This window comes from Streptomyces sp. ISL-99 (assembly GCF_018614005.1).
GTDB lineage: Bacteria > Actinomycetota > Actinomycetes > Streptomycetales > Streptomycetaceae > Streptomyces > Streptomyces flavidovirens.
This window is the reverse complement of the sequence record NZ_JAGGPC010000007.1, coordinates 166,133-184,589: the sequence shown is the minus strand read 5'-3', so window position 1 is coordinate 184,589 and position 18,457 is coordinate 166,133. Positions and strand designations below refer to the sequence as shown.

Sequence of the window (18,457 nt, the reverse complement as noted above, 5' to 3'; positions counted from 1 at the left end):
CCGCCGCGCCCGGGCGCCGCCGCCCCGGCGCGGCGCGCTCCAGCCCACCTCCCCCCGTCCACCGCACCCGACCGGATCCTCCCGAGGAGGCCGCACCCGTGACCCCCCGTCCACCGTCCCGCAAGTCCGCCGATTCCCCGAGCGTGCCCACGCCGCCCGAGAGCGCGCCGCCCGTACCGCCGCGCAAGCGTGCCAAGCCCGCCAGGGCCCCGAAGCAGGCCGACGCCGTCGAGCCCTCGCAGGCACCGCAGGGTGCTCCGCAGCCCCTGAAGGCCGCCGAGACCCCGCCGCCGCGCAAGCCCTCCAGGGCCGTGAAGCAGGCCAAACCCGCCAAGAGCGCCAAGACCGGTGCGGCGGCGCAGGCCGATGCTGCCGGCCCTCCGGACTCCGCCCCCAAGGCCGCACAGGACGCGGAGTCCGGCAAGGCGGTCCAGGCGGCCAAAACAACGAAGCCGGCGAAGACCACCAAGCCCGCCAAGTCCCGGCGGACCGCCTCGCAGCCCACCACCCCCGCGGACCAGCCCCCCGACTCCGCGCCGAAGGCCGTGCAGGACACCGAGTCCACCACGCCCGCGCGGCGCACCAGGGCTCCGAAGAAGCGGGAGCCCGACGGCCCCGCGCTCCAGGGGAGCGACCGGGACCGGCTGCTGGCCGGCGGTCATCACGACCCGCACGGACTCCTCGGCGCCCATCCCGTCGGCGGCGCGGCCACCGGCGTCGTCTTCCGCGCGCTGCGTCCCTTCGCCCGCGCCGTCACCGTGCTGGCCGCCGGTCACCGCACCGCGCTGCACGACGACGGCGACGGGCTGTTCTCCGGCGTACTTCCCCTGGACGCCGTGCCGCCGGAGTACAGCCTGCTCGTCACGTACGACGACAACGAGCTGGAGGTGCAGGACCCGTACCGCTTCCTGCCCGCCCTCGGTGAACTCGACCTGTACCTCATCGGCGAGGGCCGCCACGAGGAGCTGTGGCGGGCGCTGGGCGCGCAGCCGATGGTCCATCAGGGCGTGACCGGCACCCGTTTCACGGTCTGGGCGCCGAACGCGCGCGGCGTCCGGGTCGCGGGTGACTTCAACTACTGGAACGCCACCGGGTTCCCGATGCGCTCTCTCGGCTCGTCCGGCATCTGGGAGCTGTTCGTGCCCGGTGTCGGGGAAGGGGCGCTCTACAAGTTCGAGATCATGCGGCCCGACGGCAGTCACACGCTGCGCGCCGACCCGATGGCCCGCCGCACCGAGTGCCCGCCCGCCAATGCCTCGATCGTGACGGCCTCGCACCATGTGTGGCGCGACCAGGAGTGGATGGAGCACCGCGCCGACCGGCCGGTGCACAAGGCGCCGTTCTCGGTCTACGAGGTGCATCTGGGGTCCTGGCGGCCCGGACTGTCCTACCGCGAGCTCGCGGAGCAGCTTCCGGCGTACGTCGCCGATCTCGGCTTCACCCACGTCGAGCTGATGCCGGTCGCCGAGCACCCCTTCGGCGGCTCCTGGGGTTACCAGGTCACCGGCCTGTACGCGCCGACGGCCCGCATGGGCACGCCCGACGACTTCCGGTACCTGGTCGAGTCGCTGCACCGGGCCGGTATCGGCGTCATCATGGACTGGGTTCCGGCCCACTTCCCGAAGGACGACTGGGCGCTGGCGCGGTTCGACGGGCCGAACCTGTACGAGCACGAGGACTGGCGGCGGGCCGAGCACCCCGACTGGGGCACGCTCGAATTCGACTACGGGCGCCCCGAGGTGCGTAACTTCCTGGTCGCCAACGCCACGTACTGGTGCGAGGAGTTCCACATCGACGGCCTGCGCGTCGACGCGGTCGCCTCGATGCTCTACCTCGACTACTCGCGCGAGCACGGCGAGTGGGCGCCGAACGAGTTCGGCGGCCGCGACAACCCGGACGCCGTCGCCTTCCTCCAGGAGATGAACGCGACCGTCTACCGCCGCAACCCCGGCGTCGTGACGATCGCCGAGGAGTCCACCGCCTGGGACGGCGTGACCCGCCCCACGGACAGCGGCGGTCTCGGCTTCGGCCTCAAGTGGAACATGGGCTGGATGCACGACTCGCTGGTGTACGTCAGCAAGGAGCCGGTGCACCGCAAGTACCACCACAACGAGATGACCTTCTCGATGGTGTACGCGTACAGCGAGAACTACGTCCTGCCGATCTCGCACGACGAGGTGGTGCACGGCAAGCAGGCGCTGGTCAGCAAGATGCCGGGCGACTGGTGGCAGCAGCGCGCCAATCACCGGGCGTACCTCGGCTACATGTGGGCGCACCCCGGCAAGCAGCTGCTCTTCATGGGGCAGGAGTTCGCCCAGGGAGCGGAGTGGTCGGAGGGGCACGGTCCCGACTGGTGGCTGCTCGATCCGTCGTACTCGGCGGAGCCCGACCACCGGGGCGTACGCGACCTGGTCCGCGACCTCAACCAGGTGTACCTCGACACGCCCGCCCTGTGGGAGCTGGACACGGTCCCCGACGGCTTCGCGTGGGTGCTGGGCGACGCCGCCGAGGACAATGTCTTCGCGTTCCTGCGCTTCGACGCGAAGAGCGGCCCGCTGCTGGCCGTCTCCAACTTCTCACCGGTGGTGCGGCACGGGTACCGGCTGTGCGTACCGGACCTGATCCCCGCCTGGACCGAGGTCCTGAACACGGACGCGGCCCGGTACGGCGGCAGCGACGTACGCAACCCTGAGCCGCTCAAGCCAGAGGCGGGCGGGGCGCACGGCGGCCGGTCCTACCTGGAGATGACACTGCCGCCGCTGGCGACGGTGTGGCTCAAGCCGGCCTGATCTCCTCCTCCGTCCGCCGCGCGAGCCCTTCCCGGAGGCATTCGGGAAGGGCTCCCGTGTGGACGACGGCGAGCTGCTGCGTGGCCCGGGTCAGGGCGACGTACAGGTCGTTGGTGCCGCGCGGCGAGCCGGCGAGGATCTGTCCGGGCTCGACGACGACCACCGTGTCGAACTCCAGGCCCTTCGCCTGCCGCGGGTCGAGGAGCACGACGGGCCGCGTGAGGTCGGGGGCCGGGCCGTGCGACGCACCGGGCAGCGCGGCGGCGAGCTCCTCGTGCAGGGCGATGGGCGCGACGACGGCCAGCCGGCCCTCCGCACCGGCCAGCTCCATGACCGTCTTGGCGACGGTAGGGGCGAGGTCGTCCGGGTCGGCGGCGTGCGCCAGGGGGCGGGTCCCCGTGGAGCGGACCGAGCCCGGCGGCTCGAAGGCCGGGTCCTCGGCCCGTCGTACACCGGCCGCGACCTCCATGATCTCGGCGGGCGTACGGTAGTTGACGCCGAGCCGGGTGTGCTCCCAGCGGTCGCCGACGTACGGTTCGAGGATCTGCTGCCAGGAGTCGCAGCCCGCCGCGTCTCCGGTCTGGGCCGGGTCGCCGACCAGCGTCATGGAGCGGGTGGGGCAGCGGCGCATCAGCAGGCGCCAGGTCATGGCGGACAGCTCCTGCGCCTCGTCGACGATGATGTGCCCGAAGGCCCAGGTGCGGTCGGCGGCGGCGCGTTCGGCGGTGCTGCGGTGGTCGGCCTCCTCGTGGCGTTCGGCCATCCGCTCGGCGTCGACGATGTCGTGCGCGCCCAGGACTTCGGACTTCTCGTCGTCGATGTCCTCGAACTCGTAGGTACGGGACGCGTACGCGACATCCAGCACGCCTTGCGCGTAGGCGATGCGCTGCTGGCGCTCGGCCTCCTCGGCGGCCCGCGCGGCCGAGTCGTCCTGGCCGAGCAGTTCGGCGGCCTCGTCGAGGAGCGGCACGTCGGCGGGCGTCCACGCGCCGTCGTCCCGCCGGATCAACTCGGCGTCGAGGGCGGGGAGGTGGGCCGGGTCGGCGAGGAATTCCGCGACCAGCTGCTGGGGTGTGAGCGGGGGCCAGAGCTGGTCGACGGCCGCGTGAACGTCGTCGCTGAGGGCGATGGCCTTGCCGAGCTGGGCGAGGTCGTCGGGTCCGAGGAAGTTGGGGCCGCCGTACGGGTCGGCGCCGATCCGGTCGGCGAGCTGCTCGGTGAGGGCGTCGATGATCCGGAAGGCGAAGTGGGGGCGGGCGAGGTTGTGCGGCAGGCCGGTCTGGCGGGCGGCGGCCCGGGCGTCCTCCGCCATCGCCCGGTCCAGGAACAGCGTGCCGTCGTCGTGCTCGATCTCGATCCACGGGTCGGGCACGCTCTGGTGGTCCCGTACGAAGCGGGCGAGCGCGTCCGCCATCGCGGCGCGCCCCTTGACCTCGGTGGCCGCGGCGGTGTCGGTGCCGGTGGCGGCGACGCCCGGGAAGAGTTCGCTCACGGTCGCCAGCAGCACTCCGGTCTCGCCGAGCGAGGGCAGCACTTCGCCGATGTAGGCGAGGAAGGCCGGGTTGGGTCCGACGATCAGCACGCCGCGGCGGGCGAGCAGGTCGCGGTACGCATAGAGCAGGTACGCCGCCCGGTGCAGCGCGACGACGGTCTTGCCGGTGCCGGGTCCGCCCTCGACGACGAGGACGCCCTGGTGGGAGGCGCGGATGATGCGGTCCTGCTCGGCCTGGATGGTCTGCACGATGTCGTGCATCCGGCCGGAGCGTGCCGCGTCCAGTGCGGCGAGCAGCACGGTGTCCGCGGCGGAGCCCTCGTGGCCGGTGCGGGTGGTGTCGGTGAGATCGAGGATTTCGTCGTGCAGCGCGGTGACGCTGCGGCCCTCGGTGGTGATGTGCCGGCGGCGGCGCAGTCCCATCGGGGAATAACCGGTCGCGAGATAGAAGGGGCGGGCGACGTCAGCCCGCCAGTCGACGACGAGAGGCGTGCGGGCGGCGTCGTTCTGCCGGATTCCGATACGGCCCATGTGGTACTGGCGTCCGTCCTGGAAGTCGAGCCGCCCGAAGCAGAGGCCGTTCTCCCCCGCGTTGAATGCGGCGAGCAGCCCGGACTGCTCGGCGACCAGCACATCGCGCTCCAGCTTCTCCTGGTGACCCGCCCCCACCTGCGTCAACGCGGTCTGTACGGCGGCCTCGGCGTGATCACGCAGTTCATCGAGGCGCGCGTAGAGGCCGGTGATGAATTCCTGCTCTTTCTGAAATTCCTCGGTTGACAATTCAGCTCCCAACAAGCTACGCTGCATCCATACGGCACCTCTGTGACCGATTTTAAACGTGGTCACGGAAACGCTCAATATACGCAGAGAAATACCCCGGGTGTCAATTCACCCGGGGTATTTCTTTTGCCTGGCCGCTGCCTGGTTGCCTAGACCGCTACACGTCCGGACCGCTACACGTCCGCGAGCTCGTGGAGGAGCTTGCGCTTGGGGCGGGCGCCGACCATCTGCTTCACCGGCTCCCCTTCGCGGAAGACGAGAAGCGTCGGCATCGACAGCACGCCGTACCGCGCCGCCGTGCCGGGATTGGTGTCCACGTCGAGCTGGACGACCTTGAGCCTGGCGGCCTCCTCGCGGGCCACCTCACTCAGTACGGGCGCGAGCTGGCGGCACGGTCCGCACCAGTCGGCCGTGAACTCCACCAGGACGGGCCGGTCGGACCGCAGTACGTCGGCCTCGAAGGTCGCGTCGGTCACCGCGTCCACACCCACTGCTCGCACCATCAGTGTCTCCTCAGTTGTCCGTCAGTTCACAGCGCGGCTCGGGACCGCCCGGCAGCGCCGCTTCCGCTTCGAGCTCGGCGCGGGCGAGCTGGGCGCCCACCTGCGTGCGTACCGCGTCCAACTGGCCGATCAGCGCGTCGAGTTCGGCCAGCTTGCGCCGGTACACCTCCAGGGAGGCCGGGCAGGAGTCCCCCGCCGGGTGGCCGGCCCGCAGGCAGTCCACAAAGGGGCGGGTCTCCTCCAGGTCGAACCCGAAGTCCTGCAGGGTCCGGATCTGCTGGAGGAGCCGCAGGTCGTCCTCGTCGTACGTGCGGTAGCCGTTGACCGCGCGCCGGGCGGGGAGGAGTCCGCGGGACTCGTAGTAGCGCAGCGCCCGGGTGGTCGTCCCCGCCCGCTCCGCCAGCTCGCCGATTCGCATGCCCCGACGGTAATCCTTGACGTCGGCGTCAAGGCAAGGGAGGAGATCCGGGTGCTCAGTCCTTGCGCTTGAGCACCTCGATCGTGCTCGCCCAGTCGTCGGCGCCGTGCCCCTTGGCGATCGCACGGTCGGCGACGGCCTTGATCGCCTCAAGCTGGCCCGTGTCGAGGCCCCGGTCCCGCGACATGTGCAGGAGGTGGTCGACGCTGGCGGTCATCATGCCCAGGTTGGCCTGCTGACCGTCGTAGTCGCCCGCGTCGATCGCGGTCGCCATGCCGGACGCGATGGCCGGAAGGATCGCGGTGATGCTGTCGAGGTACGGGGCGAGGGCCGTGGCGGCGACGTTGTCCTCCCGTGCCAGGGCGAAGGCGTGGACCAGGCCTGACATGCTCGCGTAGAAGAAGTCCAGCATCGACAGGTCGTAGACGGCGGCGCGGGCGTGGTCCTCGCCCAGGTAGGCGGCCTGCCCGGCCAGGGCCTTGAGGGTGGTCTCGTACTTCTCGAAAGCCGGCCGCGCACCGGCGAAGAGGATCAGCGCGTCGGCCCCGCCGACGAGCGGCGTCGGCACCATCACCGCGCCGTCCAGATACGCGATGCCGTGCTCGTCCGCCCAGGCCGCCGCCGTGCGGGCCCGCTCGGGCGAGTCCGAGGTGAGGTTGACCAGGACGCGGCCCGCGAGGGCGTCGGCCAGCGGTTCGAGGATCGCCTGCGAGGCGTCGTAATCCACCACGCAGACGACGGTCAACTCGGCGGAGCGGACGGCCGCTTCAGCGGTGGGGGCGAGGACCGCGCCGCGCGCTAAGAGGTCCTCGCCCTTTCCCTCGGAACGGTTCCAGACGGTGGTGGGATGCCCGGCGTCCAGGAAGGCACCGGCGAGTGCGCGCCCCATGGCGCCGAGGCCGAGAACGGCGACAGGAACAAGGCTGTTGTGGGAAGTCATGACCACCATGCTTCGGTGCCACTGCCCTTCCAGCAAGTACCCACTTTTTAGTAAGTAGCTGGTTTCGCCTCGCTCTTCGCCGCTTCCTCGGCCACCGGGGCCACGCTCGCCCGGCGCGGCAGGAGAACTGCGACCAGCACCGTTCCCACCCCGAGGACCGCCGCACCGACCAGGCTGGTGTGCGCGACCGCGTCGGAGAAGGCTCCGCCGACCGCGTCGGCCAGCTGGCGGGCGCCGTCCGCGAGTTGCCCGGCCTGGCCCTTGAGCTGCGCGGCCTGCTCCGGCGTGCCGGCCTTCGCCGCCTGGCCCGCGAGCTGCTTCGCCTGGTCGCCGATGCCCTGCGCCACGGCGTATCCGGCGCCGACCGAGTCCTGGGCGGTGGTCAGCGCGTCGGCGGGCAGCTTCGTTCCGGCGGTGGCGTCGGCGAGGTGCGAGGAGTACGAACCGGCCAGGACCGAACCGAGGATGGCTATGCCCAGCGAGCCGCCGAGCTCCAGCGAGGTGTCGTTGACGGCGCCGCCGACGCCCAGTTCGGACTCGGGGAAGGCGCCCATGATCGCGTCGGTGCACGGCGACAGGGACAGCCCGATGGCCAGGCCGAGGATCATCAGGGGCAGTACGAGATCGCCGTACGCCGAGTCCGCGTCGATCCGGGTGAGCAGGGCCAGGGCGGCCGTGCCGCCGGCCATGCCCGCCGTGACCGTGATCTTCATGCCGAGGCGGGGGGTGAGGAACCCGGTCAGCGCGGAGCCGACGAAGACGGCGCCGGCCAGCGGCAGCATCCGTATGCCCGTCTCGAAGGCGTTGTAACCGAGCACGAACTGGAGGTACTGGGTCAGGAAGTAGAACGCGCCGAAGACCGCGAGGAAGAAGAGGGCGACGGCGAGGTTCGAGCCGGCGAAGCCCCGGTCGAGGAAGCGGCGTACGTCCAGAACGGGCCGCGGGTGGCGCAGCTCCCAGCCGACGAACAGCACGAGACCGACCCCTGCGACGACGGCGGCGGTGATCGCCGGTGCGTCCCAGCCGAAGTGCGGGCCCTGGATGATCATGTAGACCAGCGCGGCGACCCAGACGACGGACAGCAGCCCTCCGACGTAGTCGATACGCCCGTGGTGGGCGGCCTTCGACGGCGGGATGAGTACGAACGTACCGACGATCGCCAGGGCCGCGACCGGCACGTTGATCAGGAACGTCGACGCCCAGCCGTGGCTCTCCAGCAGCGCGCCCGCGACAAGAGGGCCCGCCGCGATGGCGAGTCCGGCGGTGGCCGTCCACAGCACGATCGCCTTGGCGCGCTCGGCGCGCGGGAAGGTCGCGGCGAGGAGCGAGAGGGTGGCCGGCATGATCATCGCGGCGCCGACGCCCATCACCGCGCGGGCCGCGATCACGCCGGCGGAGCTGTCGACGAGCGATCCGGCGACGGACCCCGCACCGAAGACGAGGAGACCGAGCACGAGCGCCCCGCGCCGGCTGTACTTGTCGCCGATCGCGCCGAGCAGCAGCATCAGCGCGGCGTACGGGACGGTGTAGCCGTCGATGACCCACTGGAGGTCGGAGCTGCTGAGCCCGAGGTCCTTGGTCATGTCGGGGGCGGCGACCGTCAGGGCGGTGTTCGCCATCACGATGATCAGCAGACTCAGGCACAGGACGAGCAGCGCCCACCAGCGCCGCCGGTACGGCTGCTCCATTTCCTCCACCGGCTGGTTCACGACCAGGCGCATGGCTCCACACCCTTCCGAACGATCTTGCACATAGCTGTGCAACTGCACAACACTGTGCAATTTAGCGGGCTGCACAGCCATGTGCAAAATGGGGACCATGACCTCCGGTATCAGGGCCGACGCCAACCGCCGCCGCATCCTGGATGTCGCGCTCGCCGAACTGCTGCGCGACCCGGACGCCTCCATGGACCAGATCGCGCGGGCGGCCGGCGTCGTCCGCAGGACGGTGTACGGGCACTTCCCGAGCCGCGAAGCACTCGTCGCGGCGCTCGTGGACAACGCGGTGGCCGCGGTCTCCGAGGCCCACGCGGCCGGCCGCGACGACGTCGCCGACCCGGCCGAGGCGCTCGCCCGCGCGACGCTCGCGGTCTGGCGGATCGCCGACCGCTACCGCCTCCTGGTGGCCCTCGCCCAGCGCAGCGTCACGATGGAGGGCATCAAGCAGCGCCTGGCCCCGGTCCGCAAGGAGTGCGTCGACCTGCTGCGGCGCGGCGCGGACGCCGGCGTGTTCACCTCACCGCTGCCCCCGGCGGCGCTCGGATACGTACACGAGCAGACGCTCTTCGGCCTGATGGAAGCGGTCAACGACGGCGCACTGGACGCGGCCGACGGCGGCCGCGCGGCGGCGTCGGCCGCGCTGCTCACGGCGGGTGTCCCGCTGGAGCGGGTGACGGAGCTGCTGGACTCGGTCGAGCGGTAGCGGCTGGGCCGGGATCCCGTACGGCGGAAGGGGCGCAGCCAGTGGCTGCGCCCCTTCCGCCGTACGGGATCCCGCATGCGCCGCGGCTAGACCCCCGCCGCCGCCTTGTCGTCTTCCCGTGCCTCCGGGAGGCCCTTGGGCTCCGCGTCGGCCGGGCCGGCCGGGTCGGCGGAAGCGTCGTCGAGCAGCGTCTTCTCGTCGAAGGGGACCAGGCCCGCCAGCACCTGGTCGACCCGCTCCTTGTCGATCTCCTTCGTCCAGGTGCCGATCAGCACCGTCGCCACCGCATTGCCCGCGAAGTTCGTCAGGGCGCGCGCCTCGCTCATGAAGCGGTCGATGCCGACGATCAGGCCGACGCCGTCGACCAGTTCCGGGCGGTGCGACTGGAGGCCGCCGGCCAGGGTGGCCAGTCCGGCCCCGCTGACACCCGCCGCACCCTTCGACGCGACGAGGAGGAAGAGGAGAAGCGGGATCTGCTCCGCGAGCGACATCGGGTCACCCATGGCGTCGGCGATGAAGAGCGAGGCCATGGTCATGTAGATCATGGTGCCGTCGAGGTTGAAGGAGTAGCCGGTCGGAACCGTGATGCCGACCACCGGCTTGCTGACGCCCAGGTGCTCCATCTTCGCGATGAGCCGCGGGAGGGCGGACTCGGAGGACGAAGTGGACAGGATCAGCAGGAACTCACGGCCCAGGTACTTGAAGAACGTGAGGATGTTGAGGCCCGCGATGATGCGCAGCAGCGCGGCGAGCACGATGAAGACGAAGAGGAAGCAGGTGACGTAGAAGCCCAGCATCAGCACGGCGAGACTCTTGAGCGCGTCCAGGCCGGCCGAGCCGGTGACGGCCGCGATCGCGCCGAAGGCACCGATCGGCGCCGCCCACATCACCATGCCCAGGATGCGGAAAACGAGCCGCTGGATGTGCTCGACACCGCGCAGCACGGGCTGGCCGGCCGGGCCCATGGCCTGCAGCGCGAAGCCGGCGAGCAGCGCCACCAGGAGGGTCTGGAGGACCTCACCCGTCGTGAAGGCCGAGACGAAAGTGGTCGGGATGATCCCGAGCAGGAACTCGACCGTGTCCTTGGCCTCCGCCACGACCTGGCCCTGGCCCGCCTCCTTGACCGCGTCGGTCACCGCCAGGCTGTCACCGGGGTGCAGCACGTTGCCGACGAGCAGACCGATGGAGAGGGCGACCAGCGACATCACCGTGAAGTAGCCGAGTGCGATGCCACCCACCGCGCCGACCTTGGCGGCCTTTCGGACCGAGCCGATGCCCAGCACGATCGTGCAGAAGATGATCGGCGAGATCATCATCTTGATCAGATTGACGAAGCCGGTGCCGAGCGGCTTGAGCTCGACGGCCACACCAGGGGCGGCGAAGCCCACCGCGACGCCGAGTATGACGGCGACGATGACGGCGATATACAGGTAGTGCGTACGGTCCCGCCTTGCGGCTGTGCCTGCCACGGGGTCCTCCTTGATTTGTCCTGATACCCACGTCCCGATGGGTCCCGGCGACTATCCATCACGCTGTGACCCCCGTCACCGTTACGTGCATTTCGTTCACGGGTTTTCGGCCAGGCACACTTGCGGCATGCGCGTACCCCGCCCCCGCAGCCTCGCCGGCCAGCTCTTCGCGATGCAGGTCGTCCTGGTGGCGGCGATCGTCGCGGGGTGCGCCGTCTTCGCGTACGTCTCGGACCGGTCCCAGGCCGAGGAGACGGCGCGGCGGCAGGCCACCGCCACGGCCACGGCCGTCGCGAAGTCCCCGGCGGTGATCGAGGCGGCCCGCTCGGACCACCCGACCGGGCTCCTGCAGCCGTACACGGAGGCTCTGCGCAAGGAGGCCGGCGTCACCTTCGTCACGATCATGGCGCCGGACGGCACCCGCTGGACGCATCCGGAGCCGGAGCAGATCGGCAGGACGTACCTGGGGCACACCGGGCCCGCTCTGGCGGGCCGCACCTTCGACGAGACGTACGTGGGGGTGCTGGGGCGGTCGGTGCGCGTGGTGACGCCGGTGCGGGACACCGAGGCCCGCGGTGGACGGATCATCGGACTCGTCAGCGCGGGCATCACCATCGAGACGATCAGCGCGCAGGTGCGGCAGCAGGTGACGGCGCTGCTCGGCGTGGCGTCCGGCGCGCTCGCCCTCGGCGGCCTCGGTACGTACGTCATCAACGCCCGGCTGCGGCGGCACACGCACGGCATGAACGCCGGTGAGCTGAGCCGCATGCACGACTACCACGAGGCGGCGCTGCACGCCGTACGCGAGGGGCTGCTGATGCTGGACGGGCAGCAGCGCGTCGCCCTGATCAACGACGGCGGGCGTGAACTGCTCGGGCTCGGACCGGACGCGGTCGGCCGCCCGGTGGCCGAAATGGACCTGCCGGGCCCGCTGACGGCGGCGCTGCTGGCGTCCGGGCCGCGCGTCGACGAGGTGCATCTGACGGCGGACCGGGTGATCGTCGTCAACAGCCGCCCGGTCACCGGCGGGGAGAAGCGCGGTACGGTCGTGACCCTGCGCGATCACACCGAACTCCAGGCCCTGTCCGGCGAGCTGGACTCCGAGCGGGGTTTCACGCAGGCGCTGCGCTCGCAGGCCCACGAGGCGGCGAACCGCCTGCACACCGTGGTCTCCCTCATCGAACTCGGCCGGACGGACGAGGCGGTGGAGTTCGCCACGGCGGAGCTGGAGCTGGCGCAGGCCCTGACCGACCAGGTCGTCGGCGCGGTCGGCGAGCCGGTGCTGGCGGCGTTGCTGCTGGGGAAGGCGGCGCAGGCGAACGAGCGGGGCGTGGCGCTCGTACTGGACGAGGACAGCCGGATCGACGACGGCCTGCTGCCGGGCACGCTCCCGGCCCGTGACCTGGTGACGATCCTGGGCAATCTGATCGACAACGCGGTGGACGCGGCGCAGGGCAGCGACGGCGCGCGCGTCACGGTGACGGCCCGCACGGACGGGGCCCGCGAGCTGCTGCTGCGCGTCCGCGACACGGGCCTGGGTGTCGCCCCCGCCTCGGCGGACGCGGTCTTCGCCCGCGGCTGGTCGACGAAGAGCGCGGGGCGCGGGCTGGGGCTGGCCCTCGTACGGCAAGCGGTGCACCGGGCGGACGGCACGATCGTGCTGACCCGGGCCGATGAAGGCGGGGCGGAGTTCACGGTACGACTGCCGTTGCGCGCGAAGGCGGCGGCGGAGAGGGTCCGGCCATGACCACCACGGCGTCGCCCCCGATCCGCGTCCTCGTCGTCGAGGACGACCCCGTCGCCGCCGACGCCCACGCCCTGTACGTCGCCCGTGTCCCCGGCTTCGCCGTCGCCGGTGTCGCGCACACGCGGGCCGCGGCGGTCCGGGCCCTCGACCGCGGACCCGTCGACCTGCTCCTGCTCGACCTCTACCTCCCCGACGGCCACGGCCTGCAGCTCGTACGTTCCATCCGCGGCGCCGGCCACACCGCCGACGTCATCGCCGTCACCTCGGCCCGCGATCTCGGCGTCGTACGCGAAGGCGTGTCCCTCGGTGTCGTGCAGTACGTACTGAAGCCCTTCACCTTCGCCACCCTGCGCGACCGCCTCACCCGTTACGCCGAGTTCCGTTCCTCCGCCGGAGAGGCCAGCGGTCAGGACGAGGTGGACCGCGCGCTCGCCGCCCTGCGCACTCCGCAGCCCGCCGAGCTCCCCAAGGGGCTCAGCGCCCCGACGCTGGAGGCGGTGACCCGTACCCTGCGCGAATCGCCGGCCGGGACGACCGCGGCGACGGCCGCCGCCGCGGTCGGGATCTCGCGGATCACCGCCCGCCGGTACCTCGAACACCTGGTCTCCGCGGGCCGGGCCGAGCGCGCTCCGCAGTACGGACAGGTGGGCCGCCCGGAGCTGCACTACCGGTGGATCGCCGTACGCTGACGCCGAGTTGAGTGCCCTGCACAGGGATTGACCCTGTTCCCGCGCCCGACCTACGGTCACCACGCGGCCACCCGCGTCGCGTGGCCCAAGGAGGTCGTGCCCGTGCGCCCCACCGCTCGTCTCGCCGCCAAGCTCACCCTCGTCGCCGCTCTCGCCGCCGGTTCGCTCACCGCCTGCGGCGGGGACTCCGGCGGTGACTCCGACACCGTCGAAGTCGCCTACAACCGCTCCACGGACAACAAGATCCGCTTCAAGGACGCGTTCCTCGAATCCATGAAGCGGCAGTTCGAGACGGAACACCCCGGCAAGAAGATCAAGCTCGTCCCGATCCAGGCGCCGGACAACGACTACGCCACCAAAGTGCAGCAGATGATGCGCTCCCCCAAGACCGCGCCCGACCTGGTCTACGAAGACACGTTCCGCATCAACTCCGACATCAAGGCGGGGTACTTGCGCCCCCTCGACGACTACATCGCCCAGTGGGACACCTGGGACCGCTTCGTGGACACGGCCAAGGAGGCCGCGAAGGCGGAGGACGGCAGGACGTACGGCATCCCCGACGGCACCGACACCCGCGGCCTGTGGTTCAACAAGGAGATCTTCGCCAAGGCCGGCCTGCCCGCCGACTGGCAGCCCCGGAACTGGGCCGACATCCTCGACACCGCCCGCACGATCAAGCGGAAGGTCCCCGGCGTCGTCCCGCTGAACGTCTACACCGGCAAGGCTCCGGGCGAGGCCGCCGTGATGCAGGGCTTCGAGATGCTGCTGTACGGAACCGGTCCCGACCCCCTCTACGACCCCTCGGCCAAGAAATGGGTGGCGGGCGGCAGGGGATTCACGGACGCGCTCGACTTCGTACGGACCGTGTACTCCGAGAAACTCGGCCCGGACGTCTCCGACGCCCTCGACCCCAACGTCGGCACCCGCGTCGCGACCGAGTGGCTCCCCGAGGGCGAGCTCGCGATCTCGCTCGACGGCTCCTGGATGGGCCAGAACTGGATCAACGACGGGCCCAAGGAGTGGCCGGACTGGGACAAGGACCTCGCCCAGGCCGCCATGCCGACGCAGAACGGGCAGGCGCCGGGGAAGGTTTCCATGTCGGGCGGCTGGACCTGGGCGATCCCGCAGAAGGCGAAGAACCCCCGCCTCGCCTGGGACTTCATCGAGGCCATGCAGACCAGGGAGAACGCGGTCGACTGGGACGTCGCCGCCGCGCAGATCGCCGTCCGCGACGACGTGGCCGAGGACCCGGAGTACCTCACGTCCATGCCGGGCATCGACTTCTTCACCGGCCTCGTCCAGTACACCCACTACCGGCCCGCGCTGCCCGTCTATCCGCAGGTCTCCACGGCCATCGGCGAGGCGATGGAGAAGGTGACGACCGGTGACAGCTCGGCGGCGGAGGCCGCGAAGGAGTACGACGAAGCGCTGAGGACCATCGTGGACGGCGCGGTGGTCACGAGGTGAGCAGTACGAACAGGACGCTGTGGCGGTGGGTGCCGCTCGCCCCCGCCACCGTCCTGCTGCTGCTCTTCCTCGCCGGCCCCATCGCTTACTGCGTCTGGATCGCCTTCACCAACACCCAGCTCACCGGCTCGTCCGCCTCCGACTTCGTCGGCCTGGACAACTTCCGCCGCGCCTTCGCCGACGACGGCTTCCGCAACGCGGTGTGGCTGACCGTCGTCTTCACCTTCGTGTCCGCGATCGTCGGCCAGAACACCCTGGGACTCGCACTGGCCGGCCTGCTGCGGGCCGCCTCCCGGCCCGTACGCACCCTGACCGGGGCGCTCGTCATCACCGCCTGGGTGCTGCCGGAAATCGTCGCGGCCTTCCTCCTGTACGCCTTCTTCCGCCGCGAAGGCACTCTGAACGCCATCCTGGACTGGCTCCGACTTCCCGGCCAGAACTGGATGTTCACCGTGCCCATCCTGGCCGTCTCGTTCGCCAACATCTGGCGCGGCACGGCCTTCTCGATGCTGATCTACTCGGCGGCGCTCGCCGAGATCCCGAAGGAGATCACAGAGGCGGCCGAGGTCGACGGTGCGGGCGGTGTGCGCCGGCTGTGGCACGTCACGCTGCCGATGATCCGCCGTTCCATCGGCACCAACCTCATGCTCAACACCCTCTCGACGCTGTCCGTCTTCGGCCTGATCTGGGCGATGACGCGCGGCGGGCCCGGCAACCGCAGCCAGACCCTGCCCGTGTTCATGTACGAGCAGGCCTTCACCAACAGCCTCATCGGTTACGGCACGGCGGTCGCCCTGCTGCTGCTCCTGGTCGGCGCGCTGTTCTCGGTCGTCTACCTGCGCCTGATGAAGGTGGAGGTCTGACGCATGCCCCTGCGTGTGCCCACGCGCCGCACCCGCCGCCGTCTCGCCGCCGACGCCGCCCTGCTCGCGGTCGCGGCGGCGTTCGCGCTGCCGCTGCTGTGGCTGCTGCTGGCCTCGGTCGACGCGGACGCCGATCTGCGCGTACGCGCGCCGGACGCGGCCACCCTCGACAACTTCGACGCCGTACTGACCGACGAGATCACCTTCACGCCGATGCTCAACAGCGTGCTGCTGTGCGGCGGCGCGACGCTGCTGACCGTCGCGTGCGCGGCGCTGGCGGCGTACCCGCTCTCGCGCTACCGGTCGCGCCTCAACCGGCCGTACCTGCTGACGATCCTGTTCACGACGTGCCTGCCGATCACGGCGGTCATGGTCCCGGTGTACGGCCTGTTCGTACAGGTCGATCTCATCGACACGACGCACGGTACGTCGCTCTTCCTCGCCACCTCCCAACTCCCCTTCGCCATCTGGCTGATGAAGAACTTCATGGACGGCGTCCCCCGCGTCCTGGAGGAGGCTGCCTGGACGGACGGGGCGTCGATGACACAGAGCCTGGTCCGGGTGGCGCTGCCGCTGATGGGGCCCGGCGTGGCCGTGGTGACGATCTACACCTTCATCATGCTGTGGGGGAACTTCTTCGTCCCCTTCATGCTGCTGCTCTCGCCCGAGCAGCTTCCGGCGTCCGTCTCGGTCTTCACGTTCTTCGGCAACTACGGCTCGGCGGTCTACGGGCAACTCGCGGCCTTCTCGATCCTCTACTCGGCGCCGGTGCTCGTCCTGTACATCGCGATCTCACGGCGTCTGGGCGGCGGTTTCGCGCTGGGTGGGGCGGTCAAAGGGTGACCGGAGGGTAACCTGGGGAGTGAAGAAGTGACTGTAGGGACGTAGGATGTTCCTACGATTTGTGATCTTAGGGGAACGCACCGTAGTCACCGGGCCCCTCTCCTCCGTACGGTGTGCCCGTGCACCCCTCTCCGCCTTTCAACACCCTCGCCGCGCGCCAACTTCGCGAGGCCCTGGGCATGGCCCCCGGTCACGTCGCCTACGGGCTGCGAGCGCAGTACGGACTGAACATCGGCCCCGACCTCGTCGTCGCCTGGGAACGCGGGCAGCGCGCGCCCGACATGCAGGAGATCACGGCGCTCGCCGGAGTCCTGTGGTGCGCCGTCGGCGACCTGATCGCCGCTCCGGGCACGCTGCGCGAGCACCGGATGGCGCGGGGTCTGGCGGCGCCGGATCTCGCGCGGCTGGTGGGCATCGACCCGGCGGCGTACCAGCGGATGGAGGACGCGGGGCGGTGGCGCGGCAACGAGCGGCAGTCCTCGGCGCTCTCCGAGGTCCTCGGGCTCTCACCGCAGGAGTTCGTCACGGCGACCGGCCGCGACGAGGACCTGGCCGAGGTCCTGTGCAGCGCGGTGACGACGCGCTGGCAGGCGTACGTACGCCCGGCGGCGAAGCTCGTTCCGGTGCCGCGGCGCCAACTGGAGGACGTACTCCAGCGCTTGCACGCCGACTACCAGTCGCGGATGGTCTCGACGCTGAGCTGGAGCGGCGGGGGTTCGGGGGACGGCGCGAAGGGCCGGGAGTTCCTGGACGAGATCGTCAGCCATTTCTGGCTGCTGATGCCCTGACGGGCGGATCGAACCCGAAGATCGCGGCTACTCGGCCCGGACGAAGCCGAGCGGCCCTGGTCGTCCACGGGGACAGACGATCAGGGCCGGTCGGCGGGTGACACAGGCCGGTGTGGGTGAGCGGTGGGTGGGGCGGTTCAGAAGACCGACTCGGCCTCGTACATCCGCGCGTCCGGAACCGTCTTCAGCTCCTCGACGCCGACCGCCAGCGGCACCATCGTGATCTCGGTGCCGGTCAGCGCCGTCATGTTGCCGAAGTCGCCGCGGTGCACCGCCTCCACCGCGTGCCAGCCGAAGCGGGTGGCGAGGACACGGTCGTACGCCGTCGGGGTCCCGCCGCGCTGGACGTGGCCGAGGATGACCGGCCGCGCCTCCTTGCCGAGGCGCTTCTCCAGCTCGCTCGCGAGCCGGTTGCCGATGCCGGTGAAGCGCTCGTGCCCGAACTGGTCGATGGCGCCCTTCTCGTACGGCATGGAACCCTCGGCCGGACGCGCGCCTTCCGCGATGCAGACGACCGCGAACTTCTTGCCGCGCGAGAAGCGTTCCTCGACCATCTTCACGAGGTCGTCGACCTCGAAGGGCCGCTCGGGCAGGCAGATGCCGTGCGCGCCGCCCGCCATGCCGGACTCCAGCGCGATCCAACCGGCGTGCCGGCCCATGACCTCGACGACCATCACGCGCTGGTGCGATTCGGCGGTCGTCTTGAGACGGTCTATGGCCTCGGTCGCAACGCCCACGGCCGTGTCGAAGCCGAAGGTGCGGTCGGTGCCGTTGATGTCGTTGTCGATGGTCTTCGGCACGCCGACGACCGGCATTCCCGCGTCCGACAGCATCCGGGACGCGGTGAGCGTGCCCTCGCCGCCGATCGGGATGAGCGCGTCGATGCCGGAGCGCTCCGCCAACTCGTGCCAGTTCTCGGCCGCTTCGCGCAGCCGGTCGCGCTCCAGGCGAGCGGAGCCGAGGATCGTACCGCCGCGGGCCAGGATGCCGCTGACGGCGTCCAGGTCGAGGGGGCGGAAATGGCCGTCGAGCAGGCCCTTGAATCCATCCTCGAAGCCGATGACTTCGTCGCCGTGACCCGCCACGGCACGGTGCACGACCGACCGGATCACTGCGTTAAGACCGGGGCAGTCTCCGCCTGCGGTGAGGACTCCGATACGCATCGTGCTGTGTCTCCTGCTCGCTAGTGGTACATGTGAGCCAGAATCCGATTGTTTCACGGCTTGCATGGGCTCCGCGCTTCCGGCT

At 70.8% G+C, this 18,457-nt stretch carries 15 protein-coding genes; 8 read left to right on the top strand and 7 right to left on the bottom strand.

The window, feature by feature from the left end:
• Nucleotides 1-98: 98 nt before the first annotated feature.
• On the top strand, nt 99-2,789 hold the full coding sequence (gene glgB / locus J7E91_RS05060) for a 1,4-alpha-glucan branching enzyme (protein ID WP_374224625.1): 2,691 nt from the start codon (nt 99-101) through the stop codon (nt 2,787-2,789).
• On the opposite strand, the gene J7E91_RS05055 is transcribed toward glgB, so the two are convergent.
• The 5 genes from J7E91_RS05055 to J7E91_RS05035 all read right to left on the bottom strand — a co-directional run bounded on the left by J7E91_RS05055 (nt 2,776) and on the right by J7E91_RS05035 (nt 8,643).
• Nucleotides 2,776-5,061, bottom strand: coding sequence for an ATP-binding domain-containing protein (locus J7E91_RS05055; RefSeq protein WP_214899439.1), 2,286 nt, complete (start codon nt 5,059-5,061; stop codon nt 2,776-2,778). The two genes, glgB and J7E91_RS05055, sit on opposite strands and share 14 nt — an antisense overlap.
• A 173-nt stretch (nt 5,062-5,234) precedes the next feature.
• Nucleotides 5,235-5,564 (bottom strand): thioredoxin, encoded by a 330-nt coding sequence (gene trxA, locus J7E91_RS05050; RefSeq protein WP_251015183.1) that lies wholly within the window; start codon nt 5,562-5,564, stop codon nt 5,235-5,237.
• A gap of 10 nt (nt 5,565-5,574) precedes the next feature.
• On the bottom strand, nt 5,575-5,982 hold the full coding sequence (locus J7E91_RS05045; RefSeq protein ID WP_214899437.1) for a MerR family transcriptional regulator: 408 nt from the start codon (nt 5,980-5,982) through the stop codon (nt 5,575-5,577).
• Nucleotides 5,983-6,037: 55 nt separating this feature from the next.
• Nucleotides 6,038-6,922: an NAD(P)-dependent oxidoreductase gene (locus J7E91_RS05040; RefSeq protein ID WP_285439030.1), complete on the bottom strand. Its 885-nt coding sequence runs from the start codon at nt 6,920-6,922 to the stop codon at nt 6,038-6,040.
• A 47-nt stretch (nt 6,923-6,969) separates the two neighbouring features.
• The gene (locus tag J7E91_RS05035) at nt 6,970-8,643 is read right to left on the bottom strand and encodes an MFS transporter (RefSeq protein ID WP_214899435.1); all 1,674 of its coding nucleotides are present in this window, start codon (nt 8,641-8,643) and stop codon (nt 6,970-6,972) included.
• Between the two features lie 88 nt (nt 8,644-8,731).
• On the opposite strand from J7E91_RS05035, the gene J7E91_RS05030 reads away from it, so the two are divergent.
• A complete protein-coding gene (locus J7E91_RS05030) occupies nt 8,732-9,343 on the top strand; it encodes a TetR/AcrR family transcriptional regulator (protein WP_214899434.1) in 612 nt (203 codons plus the stop codon).
• 86 nt (nt 9,344-9,429) lie between these two features.
• Here the strand turns inward: J7E91_RS05030 and J7E91_RS05025 are convergent, their stop codons facing one another.
• On the bottom strand, nt 9,430-10,812 hold the full coding sequence (locus tag J7E91_RS05025) for a cation:dicarboxylate symporter family transporter (RefSeq protein WP_308376044.1): 1,383 nt from the start codon (nt 10,810-10,812) through the stop codon (nt 9,430-9,432).
• Nucleotides 10,813-10,939: 127 nt separating this feature from the next.
• On the opposite strand from J7E91_RS05025, the gene J7E91_RS05020 reads away from it, so the two are divergent.
• The 6 genes from J7E91_RS05020 to J7E91_RS04995 all read left to right on the top strand — a co-directional run bounded on the left by J7E91_RS05020 (nt 10,940) and on the right by J7E91_RS04995 (nt 17,209).
• Nucleotides 10,940-12,559, top strand: coding sequence for an ATP-binding protein (locus tag J7E91_RS05020; RefSeq protein ID WP_214899433.1), 1,620 nt, complete (start codon nt 10,940-10,942; stop codon nt 12,557-12,559).
• Nucleotides 12,556-13,248 (top strand): response regulator, encoded by a 693-nt coding sequence (locus tag J7E91_RS05015; protein ID WP_214899432.1) that lies wholly within the window; start codon nt 12,556-12,558, stop codon nt 13,246-13,248. Before J7E91_RS05020 ends, J7E91_RS05015 begins: the two co-directional genes overlap by 4 nt.
• A gap of 102 nt (nt 13,249-13,350) precedes the next feature.
• Complete coding sequence (locus J7E91_RS05010) at nt 13,351-14,715, top strand: extracellular solute-binding protein (RefSeq protein WP_374224623.1); 1,365 nt, start codon at nt 13,351-13,353, stop codon at nt 14,713-14,715.
• A complete protein-coding gene (locus J7E91_RS05005) occupies nt 14,712-15,578 on the top strand; it encodes a carbohydrate ABC transporter permease (RefSeq protein ID WP_214899429.1) in 867 nt (288 codons plus the stop codon). The genes J7E91_RS05010 and J7E91_RS05005 overlap by 4 nt, the downstream gene beginning before the upstream one ends.
• Before the next feature lie 3 nt (nt 15,579-15,581).
• Complete coding sequence (locus J7E91_RS05000) at nt 15,582-16,421, top strand: carbohydrate ABC transporter permease (protein ID WP_214899427.1); 840 nt, start codon at nt 15,582-15,584, stop codon at nt 16,419-16,421.
• Between the two features lie 113 nt (nt 16,422-16,534).
• Nucleotides 16,535-17,209, top strand: coding sequence for a helix-turn-helix transcriptional regulator (locus J7E91_RS04995; RefSeq protein ID WP_308376040.1), 675 nt, complete (start codon nt 16,535-16,537; stop codon nt 17,207-17,209).
• Between the two features lie 137 nt (nt 17,210-17,346).
• On the opposite strand, the gene J7E91_RS04990 is transcribed toward J7E91_RS04995, so the two are convergent.
• Nucleotides 17,347-18,372, bottom strand: coding sequence for an ATP-dependent 6-phosphofructokinase (locus J7E91_RS04990; protein ID WP_214899425.1), 1,026 nt, complete (start codon nt 18,370-18,372; stop codon nt 17,347-17,349).
• Nucleotides 18,373-18,457: the final 85 nt, after the last annotated feature.